Genomic DNA, 20718 nt, shown 5'->3' with positions numbered 1-20718 from the left:
CAGCCAAAGCGAACCAGTTAAAACCATATGAATATTTAAAATATCTGCTGACAGAGATTCCAAAACACATGGAAGATAGAAATCTAGATTTTTTAGAAGAACTATTACCATGGTCAGAATACCTGCCAACAGAATGTAAAAAATAAGATCACTGGATAAAAATCCAGTGATCAAAAATTTATCGGTAACACTGATTTACCGTTTACGATTTACCGTTTACAGATCATCATGGATTATTCTATTCATGATGCGATTGAAGCAGGGTTCAACAAAATAGTTTTTATCATCCGTAAGGATATTAAGGATGCATTTAAAGAAGCAATTGGTGATCGTATCGAAAAGATTTGTAAAAATCTTGATGTAGAGATTGCCTACGCATATCAGGAATTAAATGAACTTCCAGAAGGGGTGGAGCATCCTGCCGATGAGAACAGGGAAGAACAGGTGGAGAAAATTACAGAGGACATTCTGAATAAGAAAACAGGGTGTTTAAAGGACTGGCTCGTTGAAGTATCGGAAGAATCTGATATAGACAGTGATGTGATAACTGCCCGGTCATTACTTTCCCGTCTGGAAAATGCAGAAACCCTTTCTATCTTTACCAGACAACCAGAACAGGAGCAACCAGAAGCTACGATTACTTTTTATGTGGCAGAGTGTATGGAGTTTCCGGTCATGGGAGAATACCATAATAATCTCACGCTGGAAGAAGCGATTAAAATCTATGAAAGTATTCCGGCAGAACGTCTGCATGGAATCAAAGGAATTGGTTTTGATCTGCAGGACGGGGATGAGGATTATTCCGGGGAATATGGACTCATGAGTGGAGACAGGATAGAAAGGGATCTGATTGATATGATTCCACATTATAAGGAGAGTCCATTGGTACAGAAAGCAATCAATGACATGGAAAAGTATCTGAATGAGAAACATGGAAAAGTGCAGGAAACAGAACAGACCGTGGAAGTGAAACAGGAAGTTTCAGAAACACTAGTCAAGAAAGAATCCGTATCAGTAGAATCGAATCGGGAACAAAACAAAGAGCCTGTAAAGGGCGAAAAAGGAGAACTGAAAAAATCTGTGCTGCAGTCATTAAAAGAGTTCCAGGCAAGGGCAAAAGCACAGGAGCAGAAAGAAACGGCAACCGAAAAATCCAAAGCACGTAAGAAGGGGGAGGTAGAATTATGATGGATCTGGCAATGAACTTTGATACAGATGAATGTTTAGTGACCGCAATGTTTGATAAAGGCAACCGAAATGATACGATGGAAGCCATCGACAATATCATTCCATTTCTGAAAGGGGATGCGGATATGATCGGGCTGGTCTGCAATACCATAAGAAAGTTGTTCTGCATGAGTGACGAAGGCTATGAGATTTTTCTTATGGATCTGGAAGATTATAAAGCGGAATTGGAAGAGGAGGACGAGGAATGAGTACAAGTCAGTGTGCAGTATATCAGGTAAAAGAAACACCAGAGTATCGTGATGTCCGTTTCCGTTCTTATGAAAAGCTGAGAAGCGAAGGAAAGAGCGTCAGCATTGAGAACTATCAGCAGGTGTACATTGGAAGAATCCAGCCGGGGGAAACTCCGGCGGATATAAAAATACGCCTGCAGAAACAGCGACCGAAGAACTTCAAAGGTCATTCCATCGGATGCAGCGATGTTCTGGTAATTACGGATGAGGGAAAAACCACAGCTTACTATATTAATAAAGATGGATTCATTATCGTTCCAGAATTTCTCACGATCAAAAGTTCTGCTGATACCAGACTTTCCATTGATACAACCGGATATGAAATCGAAGGAAAAAAAGGGACATGGCTTGCCCAGGATTATATTTTGATGAACGAGAAAAAATGGTTCCTGATGGAACATGAAGAATATGGGACAAGAGCCGCCTATGTGATTCTCAGTGAAGATGGTGCAGTAGTTATGAATGACTGTTACAATGGCTTTGATGAAGAAGCAAGACGGAACATTCAGAACTTTATGCAACAGCAGATAGCAAAAGAACAGGAACAGCAAAGGCAACAGCAGATGCAACCGAATCAGACACAGCAGTTACCAGAGCAGCAGAAAAAGAAACCAGAGCTGGCAAACTGGCAGAAGGTCATGGACAACGGAGAGTATCTTCGCAGTGCTGAGATGGCAGAAGAAGCCAATTACAATATGATCGACGGACTGATGAACAATACTTCGAAGAAAAAAGATAAAAATAAACCAAGAGAATCTGTACTTGCCAGACTCCGGCTCAATCAGAAGAAAGTTGCAAAACAAGGGAAGAAACAGACACAGCAGAAAGTGATGGCGGAGGATATGGAGAGGAAGAAGAAATAGTATTTGACAAAAGTGGTCTTGCTACACATGTGGCAGGGCCATTTTTGTTGAAAAAAATAATAGATGAATTATAATATAATTGGAATTTAAAATTGAAAAATACAGTGTTGCAGTAATGAGGATAAAATATGGATTTGAATAATTTATATAATTTTAAAAATGCAGTGAGACATTTTATAGATATTGATTCTTTGGAGTACCCCGATGATGTTGAGAATTTCGATACCAGAGAATTATGCTGGACAATGCCAATTTCATTTAATGTACAAAAAGGGAATGAAAAGTATAGAACTTTGAAAATTCCTAATATTCTTAACTTTGTGCGAGCATATCATTATTACTCAGGGTTACCTTATTTTGATGATGTTCAGGGGATTAATCCAGCACATAGCAGAATGACGGTTAATTTTGATACGGGTGATTTTGTGGCAGGAGAATATGATGCACAATTAAATGATGATTTTATGAATTTGTGCTTGTATGATAATTTGATTAAGCTTGATATTAAAGATTTTTATGGAAAGCTGTATTCGCATTATCTTCCTAAAGGTGAATTGCAGGACAATGTTTTTACCAGTTTAAATAATGGAAGAACTGGTGGAATAATAATGGGCAATTACTTGTCGCTTTATTTTGCAGAAAATGCTCTGAAAAAAATATCGGATGATTTTGAAAGGGCATTAGAAGAGGCATCGGTTAATTGTCACTTTGAATATTTTTCAGATGATTTCTATATTTTCTGTAATAGATATGACAATGAAAAAATAAGAAAAATTTTCAGTCAGGTATTAGCAGAAAACGATTATGAAGGAAATGAGCAGAAGATAGAAATAGAGGATTATGAATCATATAATATAGAAAATCTATTGACCAGATATTGGAAAGCTATTATGAGACACTGGAATGTAGAAGTTATTAAGGACTTTGAGAGGCAAGAACAGATCGGAGCAAGAATACAACATAAATTATCTTTTTTGAATCAGTTGATATATAAATTGGCAGGTGTAAAAAAGGAAAGAAATAAACAGTCTTTAATAAAAAATTTTTTCAAAACCAAGCATTTTCAAGAAACAGATTTTGAAGAATATGATATTGAAGAGTATGACTATCATCAGTTATGCTTCTTATTAAAAACATCACCAGAGTCATTGCTATATACATCAGATATTTTTAATGATATGAGTGGGTTTGATAATCAAAAAATTAAAATATTTTTGAAAGCCAGATATAAAGAGGCGTTAATTTCAGCATTTTATGATCTACAGTTGTATTACTATTACGCAATCAAGTGTTATCATCTTGAGGCATGTTTAGAAGATACAACGGAAATGGTACTTAAATCTCAGAATCAAATTTTGATTTCGTATTATTTAAAGGATGGATTATTTTCAGAAGACCAGATCAATAGATTGAAACCCTTAGATAACGAAAAATTTTGGTTTCAGAATTATCATTTGATTTTATATACGCCGGAATTATTGTCAGACTTGGATGAAAGTATTACGAAATATCTGATTCCGCAAAGGGCAAGTACAGAACGGAGAAAAGAAAGATACAAAAAATTTTATAAGGATAATTTGACATTGCGAAAGGCTATTATCAATGAAATTCCAGCTGTTACCGAGAACATTGTAGATTATTTAGAGAAGAGGCATCAGGAACTTATAGAGGAATAATTGTTTTACATATTAGAAGTTGAGAGGAAAAGTAATTGATAACAATATATGATGAACTAAAAGGAGCATATGGAAATCATTTTGAGGATTTGTTTTCTAAATTAATGAAACAAAAATATGGTCTTAGATACCAAGCAATAAGCACTTCTGGAAGAACTGGCGACATGAGTGTTGATGGTGTATTGGATTATAGTGTTGCCTTTGCTGTGTATGCACCAGAAGTTTATAAAGAAAAAAATGCAATTTGTAAACTTAAATCAGATTTTAATGGTTTTATGGAGAAGAGAAAAAGTGGGCAGTGGGGAAGTATTAAAACATATTATTTTGTTATTAAAAGAGATAGGACCGGAATTACTCCATTAGTAGAGAATTTGATCATTTCTTTCAATAGACACTTTCCAGTATGGGTAATGACAATGGAAGATTTGAAGGGAATGTCAGAAGGCTATTTACCCTTTTCAGAAGATGGATATTTACTGGAAAAATTTAAAACCGATGTGACTAATATAATGGAATACATAATAGATACAGATTTTTCAGCTGAGCCATTTGACGTTAAATTGGTAGATGAGATTTCTTTTATATTAGAGAAATGGAAGAAGAAAAAATACTCTTTCAAAAACCAATATTTGGAAATGTTAAAAACAGAAATTTATATGAACTTAGCGGAATTGGTACAGTATTTTTCTCCAATTTATATGCACAATATAGAAAACGGGATGTTGATATTTAATAACGATTCAATAGAAGCAGGCAATAGGTTAAGAGAGACGTTAAGACCTGAAACATTCCGGATACGAAATGAACTATGGAAATTGTTAGAGAATCTATATTCATACAAACAGCTATAAAATTATAGTAGAAAAGTAATTGACATATTCGTGGTGGCAAGTTAATATAATATTAACAACAGGCAACATGAGTGTCTGTCAAGCGTTGAAGTAAGGTGTTGTGCCAGAGGGCAGTGTCTTACTAGCTTTATAAGGGTTTAGCATTTACCACAATCTGGCTAGGGAGCAAAAGCTCTCAAAAGAAAATGCTGGGAGGGGCTGTCGCATTAATGATTAAATAAATCATAGATGTAGCAGCCTCTTTTTAACGTTTTTTAACAACATCTAACCATTATGGTTATAAAAATTTAAAAATGGCGTACTTTAATACAACTTCTAAATAGTTAGAAGAAAAATAACAATTACATTTTGAACTTTCAAAAATTCTTATTTCTTTAATGCAAACAGATGTTGTCCTGTTCGCCCATTCTGTATCTTATGATGTAGTTTCTTTATATTATATCCAATCGCAAGGATCACACTTTGTGCAGTTACGTTTTCTTTCCCTCTATAAAGATATCTCCGAAAATTCATATCTTCTTTTATATTTGCAAATGAGCCTTCTGCCTGTATCCTTCGGTTCATCCTCAACTGGGTCCCATATTCGCTAGTGATCCTTTTTATATTTTCTTCCCGCTTTTTCTTCATCACTTTTGATACATAGAGCCTTTTTTCTCTTTTTTCCATTGGTGTTTTACAGTTGTTACCTTTCATGCATTTTTCTTTGAATGGACATCCTTTACATTCATGACATTGATAAACAGTAACTGTCCGTTGATATTCCGTTGCTGTCTTTTGCTTTCTCTGGTATTGTACCGTTAGCATTTTCCTGTTTCGACAACGATAACTGTCTTTTTCAGGATCATATTCCATGTTTTCCATTTTCCCAATATCTTTTTTATATTTTCGTGTTTTTGAAATCTCATAATTCATGGGTTTGATAAAAGATGACTGCCCATTTTTCTCTAAAAACAGATAATTCTCTTCACTTTCATATCCTGCATCTGCAACGATCTCCTGATATCGAAAGGAAAGATGTTTTTCCATATCTTTTAGAAACGGAATCAGTGTTCCGGTATCGGTTGGTCTGGCACTGATATCGATCCATGTAATGTATTCTGAATCGACACCATGCTGCAGATGGTATGCCGGCTTTAACTGTCCATTCATCATGGCGTCTTCTTTCATACGCATAAAGGTTGCGTCAGGATCTGTTTTTGAATAGCTGTTCCGAGGTCCGCATAAATGGATCTTCTTTCTATACTCTTTTAGTTTTTGAATATAAGATTCCAAGGTCTCTATTGATCGTTGTAATGCTGTTTTTCGTTTTCCTTTTCCATGAACGAAGGAAATATCTTCTTCTTTTTTTATCAGATAAAGTTTCTTTCTCATCCGTTTTAAAGTATGCAAGGAAATCTGATCATGATAAGCGATCTGAATTCCATAAAGAGCTTCACATTCATGGATCAGGTCTGAAATCTTTCCAAACAGTCGCTGACAGTTTTTTGAGACAGCTCTTTTCCATACAAAAGTGTATTTATTCGCAACAGATTCCAGTTTGGTTCCATCGATAAAAACACTCTTTCCAGAGATTTCCCCGATCTCTAAAAGAATATCGCTTACTTCAGCCAGAGTATTTTTGGAACATTTTGAAAAATGCAGAGAGATAAAACGAGCGATCGTTGCATGATCTGGAACAGGTTTTCCTTCCAAGAGATACATGAAATTGATATCTCTGTGACATGCAGTTTCAATATCTCTGCTAGAATAGATTCGATTCATGCTGGCATAAATGATAATCTTAAACAGTTGTCTTGGGGACGCCTGATTTTTCTTTATCTTTCCATAGGTTTGATAAAGATCGCTGAGTTCCATTCCCTCCACAAAAGCACTCAGTAGGCGGACCGGATCATCTGCCGGGATTAAAATTTCAAGATCCAGCGGAAGTTTGATTTGATAGTACAGAGAAGATAAGGTATAATCTTTCTGTAAGATTTTGTTTTTGTTCATATTTAAATCTTACACCAAGAGCCGGACTTTGCGAAGCCCGGCTCTTATTCTTTTGAAAAAAGGCTGCCGCTTAATGATATGCTACCCTCATATAGGACAATGAAATATAAAAGTCCTATATGGGGGTATTTTCATGTCCAGAAAAAGTAAGATAAATCCAATAGAAAAAATAAAAACAGTTGAACGATACCTTAATGGAGAGATTGGAATACGTCAGGCAGGAAAGGAACTTGGTATTGCCTATCAGAGTATCCAAAAGTGGGTATCTATTTATAAAAGTAAGGGGCCTGTTGGACTACTAGATCAGTCAAAAAACAGCCACTATTCAAAAGAATTAAAACTATCTGCTGTAAATGACTATCTTAACGGAAAAGGATCTCTCCATACTATCTGCATAAAATACGGAATTCGTTCACCTAAACAACTGGAAGATTGGATTAAGATGTATAATTCTGGTGGAACATTCAAAACATCCACCGGAGGTACATACATGAAAAAAGCAAGAACAACTACTCTTGATGAGAGATTAAAAATAGTTACAGAATGCCTGGCAAATGATAAGAATTATGGAGCAATGGCTTTGAAATATCAATGTTCTTATCAACAAGTTCGTAATTGGGTAAAACGGTACGAAGAAATGGGATGGAAAGGTTTGGAAGATCGTCGTGGTAGGCGAGTAGGATCATTACCAAGTCGTACACCTGAAGAAGAATTGCGTGATAAAATCGCTGAACTGGAAAGAAAAAATCATGATCTACAAATGGAGAATGATCTGTTAAAAAAAGTCAGAGAACTGGAAAGGAGGGATCGTTATCTTTCGTTCATCGGTTAGCTGCGTATAAGTCTATTAAAGAATTATCTTCTGACAAGGGATATCCAGTAGATAGACTTTGTAAGTTTCTTAGCATTACACGTTCTGCATACTATCACTGGCTAAAACATCCAAAAAGTACTAACGAACTGCAAAATGAGAGATTATCCATCGAAATTCAAAAGATACATTCAGAGCATCCAGATATGGGATATCGTAGAATCCTGGATGAACTGGATGGGCACAAAGGAGTTCATGTAAATGATAAACGAGTACTCCGTATCTGTAGAAAATGTAATATAAAATCAAATATCAAATGGAAACCCAAAAGTTGTACCAGAGGAGATAGAAATCCAGATCATATAGCAAAAAACTATTTGCACCGGGATTTTCATGCCGATAGACCAAATGAGAAATGGCTCACCGATGTATCCGAATTTAAATACTACAATGGAAATGAAGTTCACAAGGTATATCTGAGTGCTATTCTGGATTTATATGATCGAAGAATTGTAACCTTTAAGATAAGTGATCATAACGATAATCCGTTAGTAATGAGTACTTTTGATGAGGCTGTTCGTTTGGAGCCAGAGGCACATCCAATGTTTCACTCCGATCGTGGATTTCAATATACAAGCGCACAATTCTACACAAGATTAAAAAAACATCATATGAAGCAAAGTATGTCCAGAGTTGCTCACTGTATCGATAATGGACCGATGGAAGGATTTTGGGGAATTTTAAAACGGGAAATGTATTATTGTCGACATTTCGACGATAGAAATACTTTAGTTACAGCCATAACAGATGATATCAATTACTACAACAACCAACGATTACAAAGAAAGTTAGATGTAATGACACCAATGGAATATCATAATCAATATATAAACGCAGCCTAAAAAATATCGCCAACCGTAATTTGGTTGACGATACAAAAATTTATTATTTTTTATTGTTCTATTGACAGGTAGCACACCATTAAAGCAGCAGTTGTTGCAGGATACGGATTTTATACAGCAGATAAAAAAGAGTGTAGTTGTTGAAGAAGATGCCGGGAAAGTGATTGAAGAAGAACAGAGCGCTGGATTGGATATGGATGAAGGGATGATGATGGCAGGACTGTCGATGTTTGAGAATGGATTTTAGGTTTTTACAGGACACTGTTAAGCAAGTAAGAAAATCTTGTTTAGCGGTGTTTTATACTTTTGATATATGGAAGAATGTGTTAATATATAAAAAATGTCACTATATGAGAGAATGTATATGTAAAAGGACGTGGGGGAAAATAATGATTATATCCAAGATAACTTTGAAAGATTTTAAAACATATAAAGATACTGTTGAAATTAAATTTAGTGGAAAATTTAATGTAATTGTTGGGGAAAACAATATTGGAAAATCCACAATATTTGAGGCATTGCTGTTATGGGAGAAATGTTACAATGAAAGCTTAACAAGCAATAAGAAAAGTTTCTATAGTCATTCAGTTCCTTTATACATAAGTTTTGATGAACTGTATTTTTTGCGGATTACCAAAGATGAAGATCTGTTTTATGGAACTAAAAGGTCTTGTGAAATAGGGGTAGAATTTAGTGAAGAAAATTCAGAAGAAAAATATTATTTAAATTTTTCCTTGGTAAAACCATTAATTGAGAACGCATATGTTAGATTGCAGCGAAAAATACCTGAAGAATTTGATGCGTTTAAAGAAAAAATGGATTCAATAGGAACAAAATTGACGGACTTTCTTTTTATGCAGCAAACAGAACCAGTTGCAAAGGTACTCGCAAAAGAACCGTATATGTTTCCAGGACAAATAAGGAAAAAAATTGAAAAGGGTAGATCGCATGAAGTGTTGAGAAATAAAATACTATCGAGTGATGTAACTGTGTTGATTCAAAGGATGAAAAAAGTATTAGATTGTGAGTTTGAATTTAAAATTCCACCAAGAACGGCAAAAGAAAAAGAAGAATATATTAATTTATATGTGGTTCAAAATGGAAAAAAATTAGACATAGGACTCCAAGGGAGTGGTTTTTTGCAAGTTGCAGAAATTTTTTCATCAATGGCTATTATGGATAATGCATTGAATGTTTTATTGATTGATGAACCAGATTCACATATAAGTCCAAGAATACAGAATAAATTATTAGATTGTTTGAAAGAAATATCAAATGTTCAGATTTTTGTGATTACCCATAATGATAATTTTGTATCAGGATTAGATTCCAAAGATATAGTATTTATTAATTCTGAAAATAAAAGTGAAGGAAATATTGAGGCTTTAAATGATTTAAACGTGGATGTACTACATAATTCTTTGGGCGGAGTAATAACTGGTCTGACAAGACTACAAAAAAATAAGCGTGTCATCTTTGTAGAAGGTGAGGATGATATAACTTATTTAAAGGCAATAAACAACTCTTTGAAAAGAGTTCATTCGCAATATGCCATAGATTTTTCCAAAATATCATTTTGGTATGTAAGAGGGAAAGATAATATGAATTTAAAAATTATGGCGAATAAGCAGTTGCTTTCACAAGCAGTTCGAAGTTGCAGATATGCAACTATTTTTGACAAGGATTTTTCTACTGAAAATGCTAATGAAAAATATATAAATGAAGTAATAACACGAAGATTAGGAAATTCATCATGGGCACATACTCATGATGGGTACTGTATTGAATCTGTACTTTTTTCTGATTTGGAAAAATTAAAAAAGTTTTTATCTAAAATAACAGAAAAAAATGTAGAGGAAATAAATGATTTTGTAAATGCTTATTTTAATGATTTAAAAAGCCAGGTAGGAAATATTCATAATGAGTTATATATAATTATGAAATCAAAGTTTAAAAATCAAAAAACGGCATCAAGACCTGAACTTGAGAAAGTAGAGTTTGATGATTATGCAGGAGAGGCTTCAGAAAAAATACAATATGCTATGAATAAAGATAATATTCGAGATTTTGTATTAAGGATGGAAGAAGAATATAATCTAACATTAGTTGAGCGTGAGGATAACATTAGTGAAACAGTTGCTTCTGGGCTGTTGAATAGATATATAGAATCAATAGAGCTCGAGGAAGATGTTTATAATGATTATTTATGTTTGTTTGAAAAAATAAAAAATTTTATTGCTGATTGATGTAAGAACGCAGAGATATAAATTCTCTGCGTTCTTGTCTTTCAGATTTATAATTACGCAGTGTTGTCTTGATTGCTTTTATTATTTTTAGCAGAAATTCTTTTTTGTTAAAAATAATCACTTGTCGGTTCTTTAATATCAGCATCAAACTGTGAAATTGGTGTGTTGTCGTAGAGCAGTTGATTTACCGTTATATCAAGAATTACAGCTATGTTGAGTAAGTAAGGTGAAATAAATGATTGAGTTTTGCAGATATTTTATATCAAGACCGCAACACCGCAAGACCGCAATGTTGCAAAATAAAACTGCCGGATTCATCGGTTCCGACAGTTATTTATCATGTATATCATCATCTGTAAAAGTTAAAATGTCATTTGGGGTGCAAGATAAGATCCGGCACAGTTTTTCGATAGTAGATGCGGTAATATTCTGGTTGTTCCGGAGTTGTTGCATAGTTCGGTAGTCGATGCCATTGTTGACGAGATAATATTGAGATATATTTCGTTTTTCCATTGTTACCCATAATGGACTATAATCAATCACATTGTTCCCGCCCTTCTAAAATATTTCCTGATTGTCTAATTATAAGTAGGGAAAAATGCAAAAATATAGTGAATAAATTCACTAGATACTATATAATTGAGAAGATAATAAAAAACAGTATTTATGGATTAAGAATAGTATAGAGCATTGTAGTCTGAAAATTTGGCTGGTTCTCGAAAGAGGAACCGCAGTTCCCCAAACGAGAACTATAAATTGATAGAATATACTAAAATACTGTAAAATCAAAAATTTTCATAGTGCATAGAAAGGTAAGATGCACATGATGGAATCATTAGGAAATAGATTAAAGCAATTAAGACAAAACAATCGCTTGCGGCAGGATCAGGTAGCAAGCTTGGTTGGAGTAAATAAAAATACAATGTGTTCCTATGAAAATGATGTCAGACAGCCTTCTTATGAAATTTTGGTCAGATTAGCTACAATTTATAGAGTGAGTACCGACTATCTGCTGGGGTGTGAAAGTAAAAGAACGGTTGACGTATCTGGTCTTATACCAAAAGAAATACAAACAATTACAGAACTGGTTGCAGACATGACGGAGAAAAATAAAAAGCAGTGTCATCAAAAGAAGTTGATTGGTTATGGTATCCGTATATTCCCTATGGAAAGATAACGATATTGCAAGGAGATCCAGGAGAAGGCAAATCGACCATAATGATGCAGCTTGCGGCACTTATTACAACTGGAAAAGCTATGCCAGATGGAAGCGGAGATAAAATACCGGGAAACGTAATTTATCAGGCGGCAGAAGATGGAATTGAAGATACAATCAAGCCACGATTGGAAGCGGCAGGTGCAGATTGTAGCAGAATTGCATTTTTGGAACAGCCGGATGAAGAACCAATATTACTAAATGACACAAGATTGGCACAAGCGATTGAAGGTACACAGGCGAAATTATTGGTTATTGATCCACTTCAAGCCTACTTGAGAATGGATAGTGAAATGCAACGTACAAATTCGGTGCGTTCTGTTCTTACAAATCTTGCAAAAGTTGCAGAGCGGACTGGATGTGCAGTTGTGCTGATTGGACACATGAATAAAAGCAATCGGACAAAAGGCATATATCGAGGACTTGGAAGTATAGACATAGCTGCAGTAGCAAGGAGTATTTTATTAGTAGGAAGGGATAGAAATATTCCGCATTATCGTGTAATGCTTCAGATAAAAAATAATCTGGCACCAGAAGGAAAGGCATATGTATTTGAACTACATCCGGATTCAGGATTTCGCTGGATAGGGCAGGAGGAATATGAAGTAGAAGATCTTTTGTCTCATAAATTAAAAACAGATAGTAAATTGGACAAAGCAAAGGATTATCTGCAATTACTGCTAAGTGGAACAGATATGGCATGTGCAGATATATTTGATAAAATGCGGGCAAATGGAATTGGAAAGCGTACTGTGGAACAGGCAAAAAAAGATATGGGGATTATATCTTATAAATTGGGAGATAAATGGTATTGGCAGTTAAATGGGAGTGATGTAGGTGAACGGATATGAAAAAGAAATAAATAGCCGGGAAGAACAGAAGAATAGGATTCGTGAAAGATATAAAGGTGTTGATCGAAGCGAATTGGAATTTATTCCGGCAAAACCAAAAGAAAAATTATTTGAAGATACAACGGAGAAACGGGTATGTGCGTATTGTCGTGTGTCTACAGACGATGTGAACCAGACATCTTCTTATGAACTGCAGAAAAATCATTATGAGGATATGATAAAGGAACATCAGGGATGGAAACTGGTTGGAATTTATGCAGACGAAGGAATTTCCGGAACATCCTTACAGCACAGGGATGAGTTTAACCGAATGATAGAGGACTGCAAAGCCGGTAAAATAGATCTGATTGTTACGAAAAGTGTTTCCAGATTTGCAAGAAATATTGTAGATTGTATCGCTAAGGCTCGTGAACTGGCAAATATGGTTCCGAGAGTAGGTGTATTCTTTGAAACGGAACATATTTATACTTTTGATAATACCAGTGAAATGATGCTGGCAGTTCTTTCGGCAGCCGCACAGGAAGAGTCTCATACGAAAAGTGAGATTATGAATATTTCCATAGAGCAGCGTTTTTCAAGAGGGATATTTCTTACACCAAAATTATTGGGATATGATGTAGACGAAGATGGTAATCTGGTAATTAATAAAGAAGAAGCAGAAACAGTGCGTTTATGCTACTATTTGTTTCTTAACGGTTTTCCAACTGCGGAAATAGCAGAAATACTGATGCAATTAAAGCGGAAAACGAAACTTGGAAATACCAAATGGTCAAGTGGTACTGTGGGAAGTTTATTGAGAAATGAGAGGTATTGTGGAGATGTACTTTCCAGAAAGACATTTACACCTAATTATCTTGATCATAAATCAAAAAAGAATCGTCATGATCGGAACCAGTACCGACAAACAGATCACCATGAGGCTATTGTTGACAGGGATATTTATAATGCGGCACAGAAGATGTTGACAGTAACAAAGTATGCGAAAAAAGGCTTTCCATTTCCTAATCTCAAGGTAGTAGATGGTGGAGCGTTAAAAGGTTTTGTGTCGGTTAATCGGTCTTGGACAGGATTTACAGTAGAAGATTATAAAAAAGCAAGTCAGAGCGTGTATTCTGATCAGAATAGTATACAAGATATTGAAGAATCAAAAGAAGAAAAGAAAGACGGAGGATTTGATTTATCTGGATACGAGATTGTTCGGGCACAGTTCTTTTCTACAAGGTTGAATCCAGCCATGACAATCTCAGAAGGACGTATTACCTTTAATACTGCCTGTTTGAAGAAATTTGAAGATGTGGAATATGTAGAAATTCTTTTTAATTCAATAGAAAGATGTATCGCTGTAAGACCATGCGATAAGGATAACATCAATGCCGTAAAATGGGGAACGATACGAAATGGTAAATGGGCAGTCCTGCCTAAAAGCTGCCGGGGATTTTCAGAGCCACTATTTGAATTAATGGATTGGAATAATGAGTGTAAATATCGTTTTAGAGGTCAATATTCAAAGGAAGATAACGAACAGATATTATTGTTTGACCTGGAAGAACCAGAAGTGATTAAACATGAGATAATTCAAGAGGATTTACCTGATACAAATACGACTGAAACGAAAGAGAATACCGTAGAAACATTTGAAAATAAAACAAAGAAGATTGTCAGAACACTTTTCCCGAAGCAGTGGCAGAATCATTTTGGCGATAGCCCGGAAGAGGTTGTTCTTTTACATAGAGTTAAGTATTGTGGAAATTGGGATGTGCTGCGTCCAGCTAAAATAGTAGAAGGTTTGGAACCTATATCAGAAAATTTATTGGATAAGCTGAATGAAGAAGCACAGAACATGATAGAAAAGATGAGGTGTGCAGTATGAGTGAAATGATGATAAATCAGACTATTGAGAATACAGAAAACATAGATCAGAAGGCACTGGAACTGGCACAGGATTTTAGTTATGATGGTTACCAGGTTGTAAGAAGGGAACTTTTTGCACATTTACGGGAGCCAGCCGTTGTAATCCGAAGAGATAGTGTGACATTTAATACTGCCTGCATTGCCGGTTTAGAGGATGCAGTTTACATACAGATTCTTGTTAACCTTGTTAACCAGGATAATAAGCGAATGGTAGTGCGGAAATGCGAAGAAAACGACAAAGATGTTTTGAGATGGTGTATTGAAAAACCTGATAAGAGAAAAAGTAGAAAAATGTCAAATAAATTATTTTCAGCAATGATGTATGACATGATGGGATGGAATACAGACTGCCGATATAAGATTTTGGGGCATAAAATAATACATGAAGATGAAACTATGTATATTTTTGATTTGCTGGAAACAGAGATATTCATGGATACAAAAAGAAAGAAAAAAACGAATCCAGATTCAGTGGAGAAAAAGGAAGAATTAGTTACTGCAGAAACAGATCAGACACCGGAGCAGAATCAGGAAGAGATAGCAGCAAAAGTAGCGAGAAAGTTGAATAGAATACCATTTTATCCTAAAGATTGGAAGGATTCTTTTGGCTTATCAGTAGAAGAACATAAAAAGGCACTGGAAACTAATTTAACAGACGGCTATATAGAATTTTCAGCAACAAGGTGATAGGAGAAAGTGCGCTCATTTGGAAGGGAGGAGTGCAGATGCCGAAAACCACAGTAAATATCACAGGGGTATCTCTGTGCCAAAAAAAAGGAATAATACGAATATTTCGATCAACGATAAAAGAATTGGGTGATCTGAGGTATATTCGCTTCTTATTTAACCCGAAGAAAAGAACTTTAGCAGTTCAGTCTGTCAGCCGAAAAGAAGCGGAGTGTTTTCGTGTGCCTAAATATAATCCTAAAGACTGGGATTTTAAAATTTGCAGTATTCAAATGCTGAGGATAATCTGGAGAGTTTGTGAGTGGAATGAAAATGACACGTATCGAATAGCAGGAACGCATTATCCAGAATATAATCTGGTGGAATTTAATTTGAATCAGGCTAGGATAGTGCAATTTGGAGAAATAGAGTAGACATAGAATCGAAGAATTTGGGACTTCTGAGAAATCAGGGGTTCTTTTTTTATGCTTATTTTGAGGGTAAGTTGATAATACTGTGCTTTATGAGAAATTTTTGAAAAAAAGTTGTTCCTGAGTTGACATAAGGAGGGGATATGTCGATCGTTGGAACAAGACCACCCCTTATTTCAGAAACAAACTTATATGAATTACATCACAGAGCCAGACTTATTCAGTCCCTTTTGAAGCAGCAGAATATTGGTATTTGGATTTATTTATTATTATTTTAGATGATATGGCAAACTGATACAGGCAGATCTCATCACAGCGGTTGATAAAACGAGACATAGGCTGTTATCTTTTCTTTGTATCCTATGCTATGATAATTATTCTGTTGTCGCAAGATGCCTTAATCTGGCAACAGAAAGCAGGTATCTGCATGGACACTAATATCTCTTTTACCTACTGGAATTATATCATAATTTCTAAATGACGATGTACATTATTTCCAAAGATTCCAGTTATTTTTAAAAAATTGTATAAAAATCAAAAAGAAATCAACAAACAATAAAGCAACAGCAAAAACGGTAACAGTTAAAATGTCATAGAATTGCAAAGAAAAAACGCTGTTTTCAAAATTGGTACTACAAATTGCACAAAAAGAAACTCTTAGGAAATGTTAATTACTAAAAATTTTGCTTATTAAAATAAGAAAAATATAGATTGAGTCGTCATTTTATTGAAAATATCATTATGTATTGATTAAGTATAAATAATCTGTTAGAATATAGGACATAAAATACATAATACATAATACATTATTAAAGAGATAGAGGGAAATACAAATGAATATGTTAATTGATTTACAAAATGTTATGAATTACTTAGCTGAAAACGGAAACCATGTTTTAGGAACAATTGGTGCTATTTTAGTGATGAGTTTGATCATTGTGATTAGCTTAAAATTAAATTATAAAGATTTATGGGTATTAGAACAGAAAGAAACTTACACTAAAAAAATCAACGCATAAATGAAATGTATAAATGGAGGAGTCAGAGAAACCTGGCTTCTTTTTTTATTTTACAGTATTTAATTCAAGAAAATATTGTACATATGCATTTTGTTGATGAATATTTTTCTCGTTATATTCATTCTCTGTGTAATAGACCATGAAGATGATTCTGTGTTATAGTACCTTGTGAGGAAAAAAGTTTTTCCATTTTATGAATGGAAGCAAGGTTTTATACAGGAGAGAAATTTGTGAATAAAGTATTTCAAGAAGATTATTATGCAAGATATGGGGAAGAATGGGAAAAAGGAAAAGGTGCCAAACGTATTTTAAAAGATAGGGATTTAAGGTATGTGTTTATCGGAAGAATGTCGATTGAGAGCAAAAGTTTTATTGTAAGATCTTTTTTTCGGTTGATTAGGCACAAGATGGCAGTGAAGCGATGCACAGAGATAAACTTTAAAAATATTAAAAGAGGATTTTCTCTAAGTCATGGAAATAATATTATTGTTAATTGTAATGCAAAAATAGGGAAATATGTAAACTTGAGAAATGGTGTCACCATTGGAATGGAAGCCAGAGGGAAAAGAAAGGGTGTTCCAAAGATTGGTGATTGTGTCTGGATTGGTTCTAATGCAACAATTGTTGGGAAAATTAGAGTTGGGAATAATGTTTTGATCGCACCGAATGCCTATGTGAATAGAAATATACCGGATGATTCCATTGTCATCGGAAATCCTGCGGTAGTCATAGAAAAAAAGGAAGCGACAAAAGAATATATACCATATATTCGGTAAAAAATTTTTTATAAGATTTGAACGATGGATTGCTGAGATTGTATAAACAATCTCAGTTTTTTTATTCAAAAAGAATGAATAAAAAAGTGCAAATGGTTGAAAATTGGAAATTTACGAGCTGGATTGTCAATTTTTGTCCCATATTTTCATGATAAAATAAAAAATGATATAAAAAGATTTAGAATGTGCAGCTTTATAAATTTCCACTTTGTTCCATTGAGTATGGTTATTGGGCATTGTAGTGGAAAGTATTACAGATTATAAAATTTGTTATATGCCAGAATGCATATAATGCCAAATAAAGATATATGTGGTGGATTTTTATTCCACGAAGCAATTCAAAAGTAATATCGATAGGATAAGTATGAAAAATAATTATTTTAACTTTAAACAATGGAAGGATTAGTATTTACTGACAAATGAGTTTGGAAAATATATATTTCTTGGGAAAGAAGATTTTAAATATTTAATAAATAAGCAGTATGAGAAACTTTCAAGAGATGTACAGGTTCAACTACAAGAGAAATTTTTTATTTATGATGTGAAAGATGATGTTTTTATTGAGCAGGTTTTAAATTCATACCGGGATCATAAGCAATATTTATTTTCAGCAACAAGTTTGCATATTTTTGTTTTGACGAATGCTTGTAATATGTGTTGTGTATATTGTCAGGCACAGGATTCTGCGAAGGAAAAGAAAGGAAAGATGGATCGAGAAACTGCAAAAAAGGCAGTGGATATTGCTTTGCAATCGCCAAATCAATATTTAACATTTGAATTTCAGGGCGGAGAGCCTTTGTTGAATTTTGAAATAATAAAATTTATTGTAGAATATAGTCAAGAAAAAAAGAATGATAAAGTGATTACATATTCTCTTGTAACTAATACGTTATTGCTGCAAGAGGAAATGCTCGATTTTTTTGAAAAGTATCCTATTTCTGTATCAACATCTCTGGATGGAGATCAGAAGATTTATGATGGGAACCGGCCTCAAATTACAGGGGAAGGAACGTTTCGTTTTGTTAGTAGTAATATACGGAAAATGAAACAAAGAGGGATTCGGACAAATGCCGTTGAGACAACGACAAAGAGAAGTTTAAAACCTCCGGAAAAAATCATAAATACATATAGAGATCCCATGTTTTGTCTTGGAAATGTAAATATGGGTATCTATGATCGTTTGATGGAAAATAGAGTATGTAAGGTAACATGTCAGGCATCAGTGCTGGAAGGACTGCCAGGATGCTGTGACTGTGTTTATCAGCCGTATTGTGGAGTTTGCCCTGTTATTTTTTATGCATCCAATCAAAGTATTTATGACAGAGAGGTTCATTCCTATCAATGCAAAGTTTATCAGGGAATGTTAGATGTGTTGTTTGAATTTTTATGTAACGATCCAGATGCAAAAAGTATTTTTGAAATGTGGATTTAAAAGGAATATGATAAAGATGAATTTAATTAAATTGGAACAAGAATAGAAAATCAATTACCCCTTTTCGTTTCTTTTTTACTTATAAGAGAAAGGGGGTATTTTTATGTACAATGATATGATACAGGAGATTTCTTTGCTCTACATTCAGATTTTAAAGAAGGAAGCAAAGATTTCACAGAAAGAAATGATTAAGAGTCTTGGTGCTTCTGAGTCATTGCTTAGCAGATGGAAAAGTGGTGAAAGAAAGATTGGCGGTGAGTATTATCCATTATTGGAGGTATATTTTCGACAGGCGAAGTTTGATTCCTATTTTGAGGATAAGAAAGCAGAGATTTTAGAGTATTTTCCAAAATTGGATGAGGAGATAACAGCGCAGCAATTTTGGGATGCGTTGTTTCACGGACATTTAGATCAGCAATTTTTTAGCATGGAACAATACATGGATTTGTTATATCAAATTTTAGAGGAAAGAAGGAAAAAGAGAAATTTGGAAATTTCTCTTTTTTTGTTAGAAAATGACAAGGCATATCCAAAGAAATATTTAGAAGTACTTATGGGTGAAAGAAAGATTCAAGTATTTATGAAAAACAGATCTTCTCTTTGTATAGAAGAAAGTGGGAAGCAAAAAGTCATAGGACCCAAGCAATTATCTAAGATAGGATGGGTTTCAGATTTTTATCTTGGAATCAAGGAGCAGGTTACGCCAGAGGAATTAATCTACTTAAATCAGTATGCAGAAATTATTTTGAAGAAATTGTTGATTTTACGATAATAAATACCCCCGTTTTCTTTGTGATGGAAAACGAGGGTATCATTTTGCTGAAAAGCTCAAAAGAGGAAGAAGAATCAATCATAAATATTTAATGATTGAAAGTGTCGTTATCTTTTGCGGATCATAAAGATTCCGGCAACGATGACGATGACTCCGACAACACCGATGACAATTGGAAGGAAGGAAAAACTAGATGTTTTTGTTTCTTCTTTTTTGTTTTGGTTGTCTGCCTGTTTTGTGTTTTCTGTCGTTGTTGTATTGTTTTTGGAGTCACTGTTGTTATCTTTTGAGTTTTTGCTGCTTTGCGAACTTGTGTTGTTCGTTGAGCCATTTTGATTATTTTCGTTTGTTGTATTGTCCTTTGTGCTTGTATTATTTTTGCTTGTAGCAGTTGTACTATTCTGGGAGCTGCCGCTTGAGTTTTTGCTGCTGTTTGATCCGGAAGATGATTTGGAGCTTGAACTGCTGGTGTTTTTTGAGCTTCCGGATGAACGATTGCTTTTGCTGCTGCTTGATCCGGAGGATGATTTGGATTGTCCGGATTTATCGATTTTTCCTTTTTGATAGTCACTGTATGCTTTCTGTGCTCCAGATTTGTCTGGTGAATATCCGTGAGAAGAAAGCCATTCTCTTGCTTGTTGTTTTTGCTGGTCGGTATAAGCATAAGCGGTATCTGGTTTGCAATACATGGAAACCATTCCGATAGCCAGCAATAAGATGAAAACCATTTTTTTCATAAAATTCCTCCTGAATAAAAGCCATTGAAATTGAATAAGATAAATCAATTAAAATAGGTTAATCCTTCTTCCTATCTTATTTAATATTAAT

General features: G+C 34.4%; 21 protein-coding genes and 1 pseudogene. 19 read left to right on the top strand and 3 right to left on the bottom strand.

Annotation, left to right across the window (positions count from 1 at the left end; genetic code table 11):
- From KQI71_RS06740 to KQI71_RS06710, 6 genes and pseudogenes are all read left to right on the top strand, one after another.
- Window positions 1–146, top strand: a 146-nt coding sequence (locus KQI71_RS06740) for a transposase domain-containing protein (RefSeq protein WP_216435154.1), incomplete at its 5' end; no start/stop codon positions are given.
- Window positions 147–219: 73 nt separating this feature from the next.
- Window positions 220–420, top strand: a pseudogene (locus KQI71_RS12985) (nucleotidyltransferase); the annotation flags it as partial.
- A gap of 764 nt (window positions 421–1184) precedes the next feature.
- Window positions 1185–1436 (top strand): transposon-transfer assisting family protein, encoded by a 252-nt coding sequence (locus tag KQI71_RS06725; protein WP_055056601.1) that lies wholly within the window; start codon window positions 1185–1187, stop codon window positions 1434–1436.
- Window positions 1433–2341 (top strand): YodL domain-containing protein, encoded by a 909-nt coding sequence (locus KQI71_RS06720; RefSeq protein WP_216435148.1) that lies wholly within the window; start codon window positions 1433–1435, stop codon window positions 2339–2341. The genes KQI71_RS06725 and KQI71_RS06720 overlap by 4 nt, the downstream gene beginning before the upstream one ends.
- 128 nt (window positions 2342–2469) lie before the next feature.
- Window positions 2470–4017 carry a hypothetical protein gene (locus tag KQI71_RS06715; protein ID WP_216435147.1) on the top strand — a complete coding sequence of 516 codons (1548 nt, stop codon included), beginning with the start codon at window positions 2470–2472 and terminating at the stop codon, window positions 4015–4017.
- Between the two features lie 35 nt (window positions 4018–4052).
- The gene (locus tag KQI71_RS06710) at window positions 4053–4868 is read left to right on the top strand and encodes a hypothetical protein (RefSeq protein ID WP_216435146.1); all 816 of its coding nucleotides are present in this window, start codon (window positions 4053–4055) and stop codon (window positions 4866–4868) included.
- A gap of 366 nt (window positions 4869–5234) precedes the next feature.
- Here the strand turns inward: KQI71_RS06710 and KQI71_RS06705 are convergent, their stop codons facing one another.
- Complete coding sequence (locus tag KQI71_RS06705; RefSeq protein ID WP_216435145.1) at window positions 5235–6857, bottom strand: IS1182 family transposase; 1623 nt, start codon at window positions 6855–6857, stop codon at window positions 5235–5237.
- Between the two features lie 133 nt (window positions 6858–6990).
- Between KQI71_RS06705 and KQI71_RS06700 the strand changes: the two genes are divergently transcribed.
- The 4 genes from KQI71_RS06700 (at window position 6991) to KQI71_RS06685 (ending at window position 10816) form a co-directional block, all read left to right on the top strand.
- The gene (locus tag KQI71_RS06700; RefSeq protein WP_216435144.1) at window positions 6991–7689 is read left to right on the top strand and encodes a helix-turn-helix domain-containing protein; all 699 of its coding nucleotides are present in this window, start codon (window positions 6991–6993) and stop codon (window positions 7687–7689) included.
- 14 nt (window positions 7690–7703) lie between these two features.
- Window positions 7704–8570 (top strand): IS3 family transposase, encoded by an 867-nt coding sequence (locus KQI71_RS06695; RefSeq protein WP_330655344.1) that lies wholly within the window; start codon window positions 7704–7706, stop codon window positions 8568–8570.
- Window positions 8571–8664: 94 nt separating this feature from the next.
- A complete protein-coding gene (locus KQI71_RS06690) occupies window positions 8665–8817 on the top strand; it encodes a hypothetical protein (RefSeq protein WP_216435143.1) in 153 nt (50 codons plus the stop codon).
- A 142-nt stretch (window positions 8818–8959) separates the two neighbouring features.
- Entirely contained in the window at window positions 8960–10816 is a 1857-nt protein-coding gene (locus tag KQI71_RS06685) for an ATP-dependent nuclease (RefSeq protein ID WP_216435142.1), read from the top strand.
- A gap of 330 nt (window positions 10817–11146) precedes the next feature.
- On the opposite strand, the gene KQI71_RS12980 is transcribed toward KQI71_RS06685, so the two are convergent.
- On the bottom strand, window positions 11147–11329 hold the full coding sequence (locus KQI71_RS12980; RefSeq protein ID WP_207744246.1) for a helix-turn-helix domain-containing protein: 183 nt from the start codon (window positions 11327–11329) through the stop codon (window positions 11147–11149).
- A gap of 310 nt (window positions 11330–11639) precedes the next feature.
- Here KQI71_RS12980 and KQI71_RS06675 point away from each other — a divergent pair, with 310 nt between their 5' ends.
- From KQI71_RS06675 to KQI71_RS06635, 9 genes are all read left to right on the top strand, one after another.
- Window positions 11640–11993, top strand: a complete 354-nt coding sequence (locus KQI71_RS06675) for a helix-turn-helix domain-containing protein (RefSeq protein WP_216435140.1) — start codon at window positions 11640–11642, stop codon at window positions 11991–11993.
- Window positions 11936–12883, top strand: coding sequence for an AAA family ATPase (locus KQI71_RS06670; RefSeq protein ID WP_216435139.1), 948 nt, complete (start codon window positions 11936–11938; stop codon window positions 12881–12883). The genes KQI71_RS06675 and KQI71_RS06670 overlap by 58 nt, the downstream gene beginning before the upstream one ends.
- The gene (locus KQI71_RS06665; protein ID WP_216435138.1) at window positions 12870–14753 is read left to right on the top strand and encodes a recombinase family protein; all 1884 of its coding nucleotides are present in this window, start codon (window positions 12870–12872) and stop codon (window positions 14751–14753) included. The genes KQI71_RS06670 and KQI71_RS06665 overlap by 14 nt, the downstream gene beginning before the upstream one ends.
- Window positions 14750–15481: a hypothetical protein gene (locus KQI71_RS06660; RefSeq protein WP_216435137.1), complete on the top strand. Its 732-nt coding sequence runs from the start codon at window positions 14750–14752 to the stop codon at window positions 15479–15481. The genes KQI71_RS06665 and KQI71_RS06660 overlap by 4 nt, the downstream gene beginning before the upstream one ends.
- A 38-nt stretch (window positions 15482–15519) precedes the next feature.
- The gene (locus KQI71_RS06655; RefSeq protein WP_216435136.1) at window positions 15520–15894 is read left to right on the top strand and encodes a hypothetical protein; all 375 of its coding nucleotides are present in this window, start codon (window positions 15520–15522) and stop codon (window positions 15892–15894) included.
- An 836-nt stretch (window positions 15895–16730) separates the two neighbouring features.
- The gene (locus KQI71_RS06650; RefSeq protein WP_216435155.1) at window positions 16731–16910 is read left to right on the top strand and encodes a hypothetical protein; all 180 of its coding nucleotides are present in this window, start codon (window positions 16731–16733) and stop codon (window positions 16908–16910) included.
- A 230-nt stretch (window positions 16911–17140) separates the two neighbouring features.
- Window positions 17141–17686: a serine acetyltransferase gene (locus KQI71_RS12840; protein WP_216435135.1), complete on the top strand. Its 546-nt coding sequence runs from the start codon at window positions 17141–17143 to the stop codon at window positions 17684–17686.
- A 541-nt stretch (window positions 17687–18227) separates the two neighbouring features.
- Window positions 18228–19118 carry a radical SAM protein gene (locus KQI71_RS06640; RefSeq protein ID WP_216435134.1) on the top strand — a complete coding sequence of 297 codons (891 nt, stop codon included), beginning with the start codon at window positions 18228–18230 and terminating at the stop codon, window positions 19116–19118.
- A 103-nt stretch (window positions 19119–19221) separates the two neighbouring features.
- Window positions 19222–19890, top strand: a complete 669-nt coding sequence (locus tag KQI71_RS06635) for a hypothetical protein (RefSeq protein WP_216435133.1) — start codon at window positions 19222–19224, stop codon at window positions 19888–19890.
- A gap of 107 nt (window positions 19891–19997) precedes the next feature.
- On the opposite strand, the gene KQI71_RS06630 is transcribed toward KQI71_RS06635, so the two are convergent.
- Complete coding sequence (locus tag KQI71_RS06630; protein ID WP_216435132.1) at window positions 19998–20627, bottom strand: hypothetical protein; 630 nt, start codon at window positions 20625–20627, stop codon at window positions 19998–20000.
- Between the last annotated feature and the right edge of the window lie 91 nt (window positions 20628–20718).

This window comes from Anaerostipes sp. MSJ-23, from assembly GCF_018918155.1.
Lineage (GTDB): Bacteria > Bacillota > Clostridia > Lachnospirales > Lachnospiraceae > Anaerostipes.
This window is presented reverse-complemented; position numbering and strand designations above follow the sequence as displayed.

Coding starts and splice junctions, on each gene's coding strand:
- KQI71_RS06725 (WP_055056601.1), top strand. CDS start 1,185: ATGATGGATCTGGCAATGAACTTTGATACAGATGAATGTTTAGTGACC.
- KQI71_RS06720 (WP_216435148.1), top strand. CDS start 1,433: ATGAGTACAAGTCAGTGTGCAGTATATCAGGTAAAAGAAACACCAGAG.
- KQI71_RS06715 (WP_216435147.1), top strand. CDS start 2,470: ATGGATTTGAATAATTTATATAATTTTAAAAATGCAGTGAGACATTTT.
- KQI71_RS06705 (WP_216435145.1), bottom strand. CDS start 6,857: ATGAACAAAAACAAAATCTTACAGAAAGATTATACCTTATCTTCTCTG.
- KQI71_RS06700 (WP_216435144.1), top strand. CDS start 6,991: ATGTCCAGAAAAAGTAAGATAAATCCAATAGAAAAAATAAAAACAGTT.
- KQI71_RS06685 (WP_216435142.1), top strand. CDS start 8,960: ATGATTATATCCAAGATAACTTTGAAAGATTTTAAAACATATAAAGAT.
- KQI71_RS12980 (WP_207744246.1), bottom strand. CDS start 11,329: ATGGAAAAACGAAATATATCTCAATATTATCTCGTCAACAATGGCATC.
- KQI71_RS06675 (WP_216435140.1), top strand. CDS start 11,640: ATGATGGAATCATTAGGAAATAGATTAAAGCAATTAAGACAAAACAAT.
- KQI71_RS06660 (WP_216435137.1), top strand. CDS start 14,750: ATGAGTGAAATGATGATAAATCAGACTATTGAGAATACAGAAAACATA.
- KQI71_RS06655 (WP_216435136.1), top strand. CDS start 15,520: ATGCCGAAAACCACAGTAAATATCACAGGGGTATCTCTGTGCCAAAAA.
- KQI71_RS06650 (WP_216435155.1), top strand. CDS start 16,731: ATGTTAATTGATTTACAAAATGTTATGAATTACTTAGCTGAAAACGGA.
- KQI71_RS06635 (WP_216435133.1), top strand. CDS start 19,222: ATGTACAATGATATGATACAGGAGATTTCTTTGCTCTACATTCAGATT.
- KQI71_RS06630 (WP_216435132.1), bottom strand. CDS start 20,627: ATGAAAAAAATGGTTTTCATCTTATTGCTGGCTATCGGAATGGTTTCC.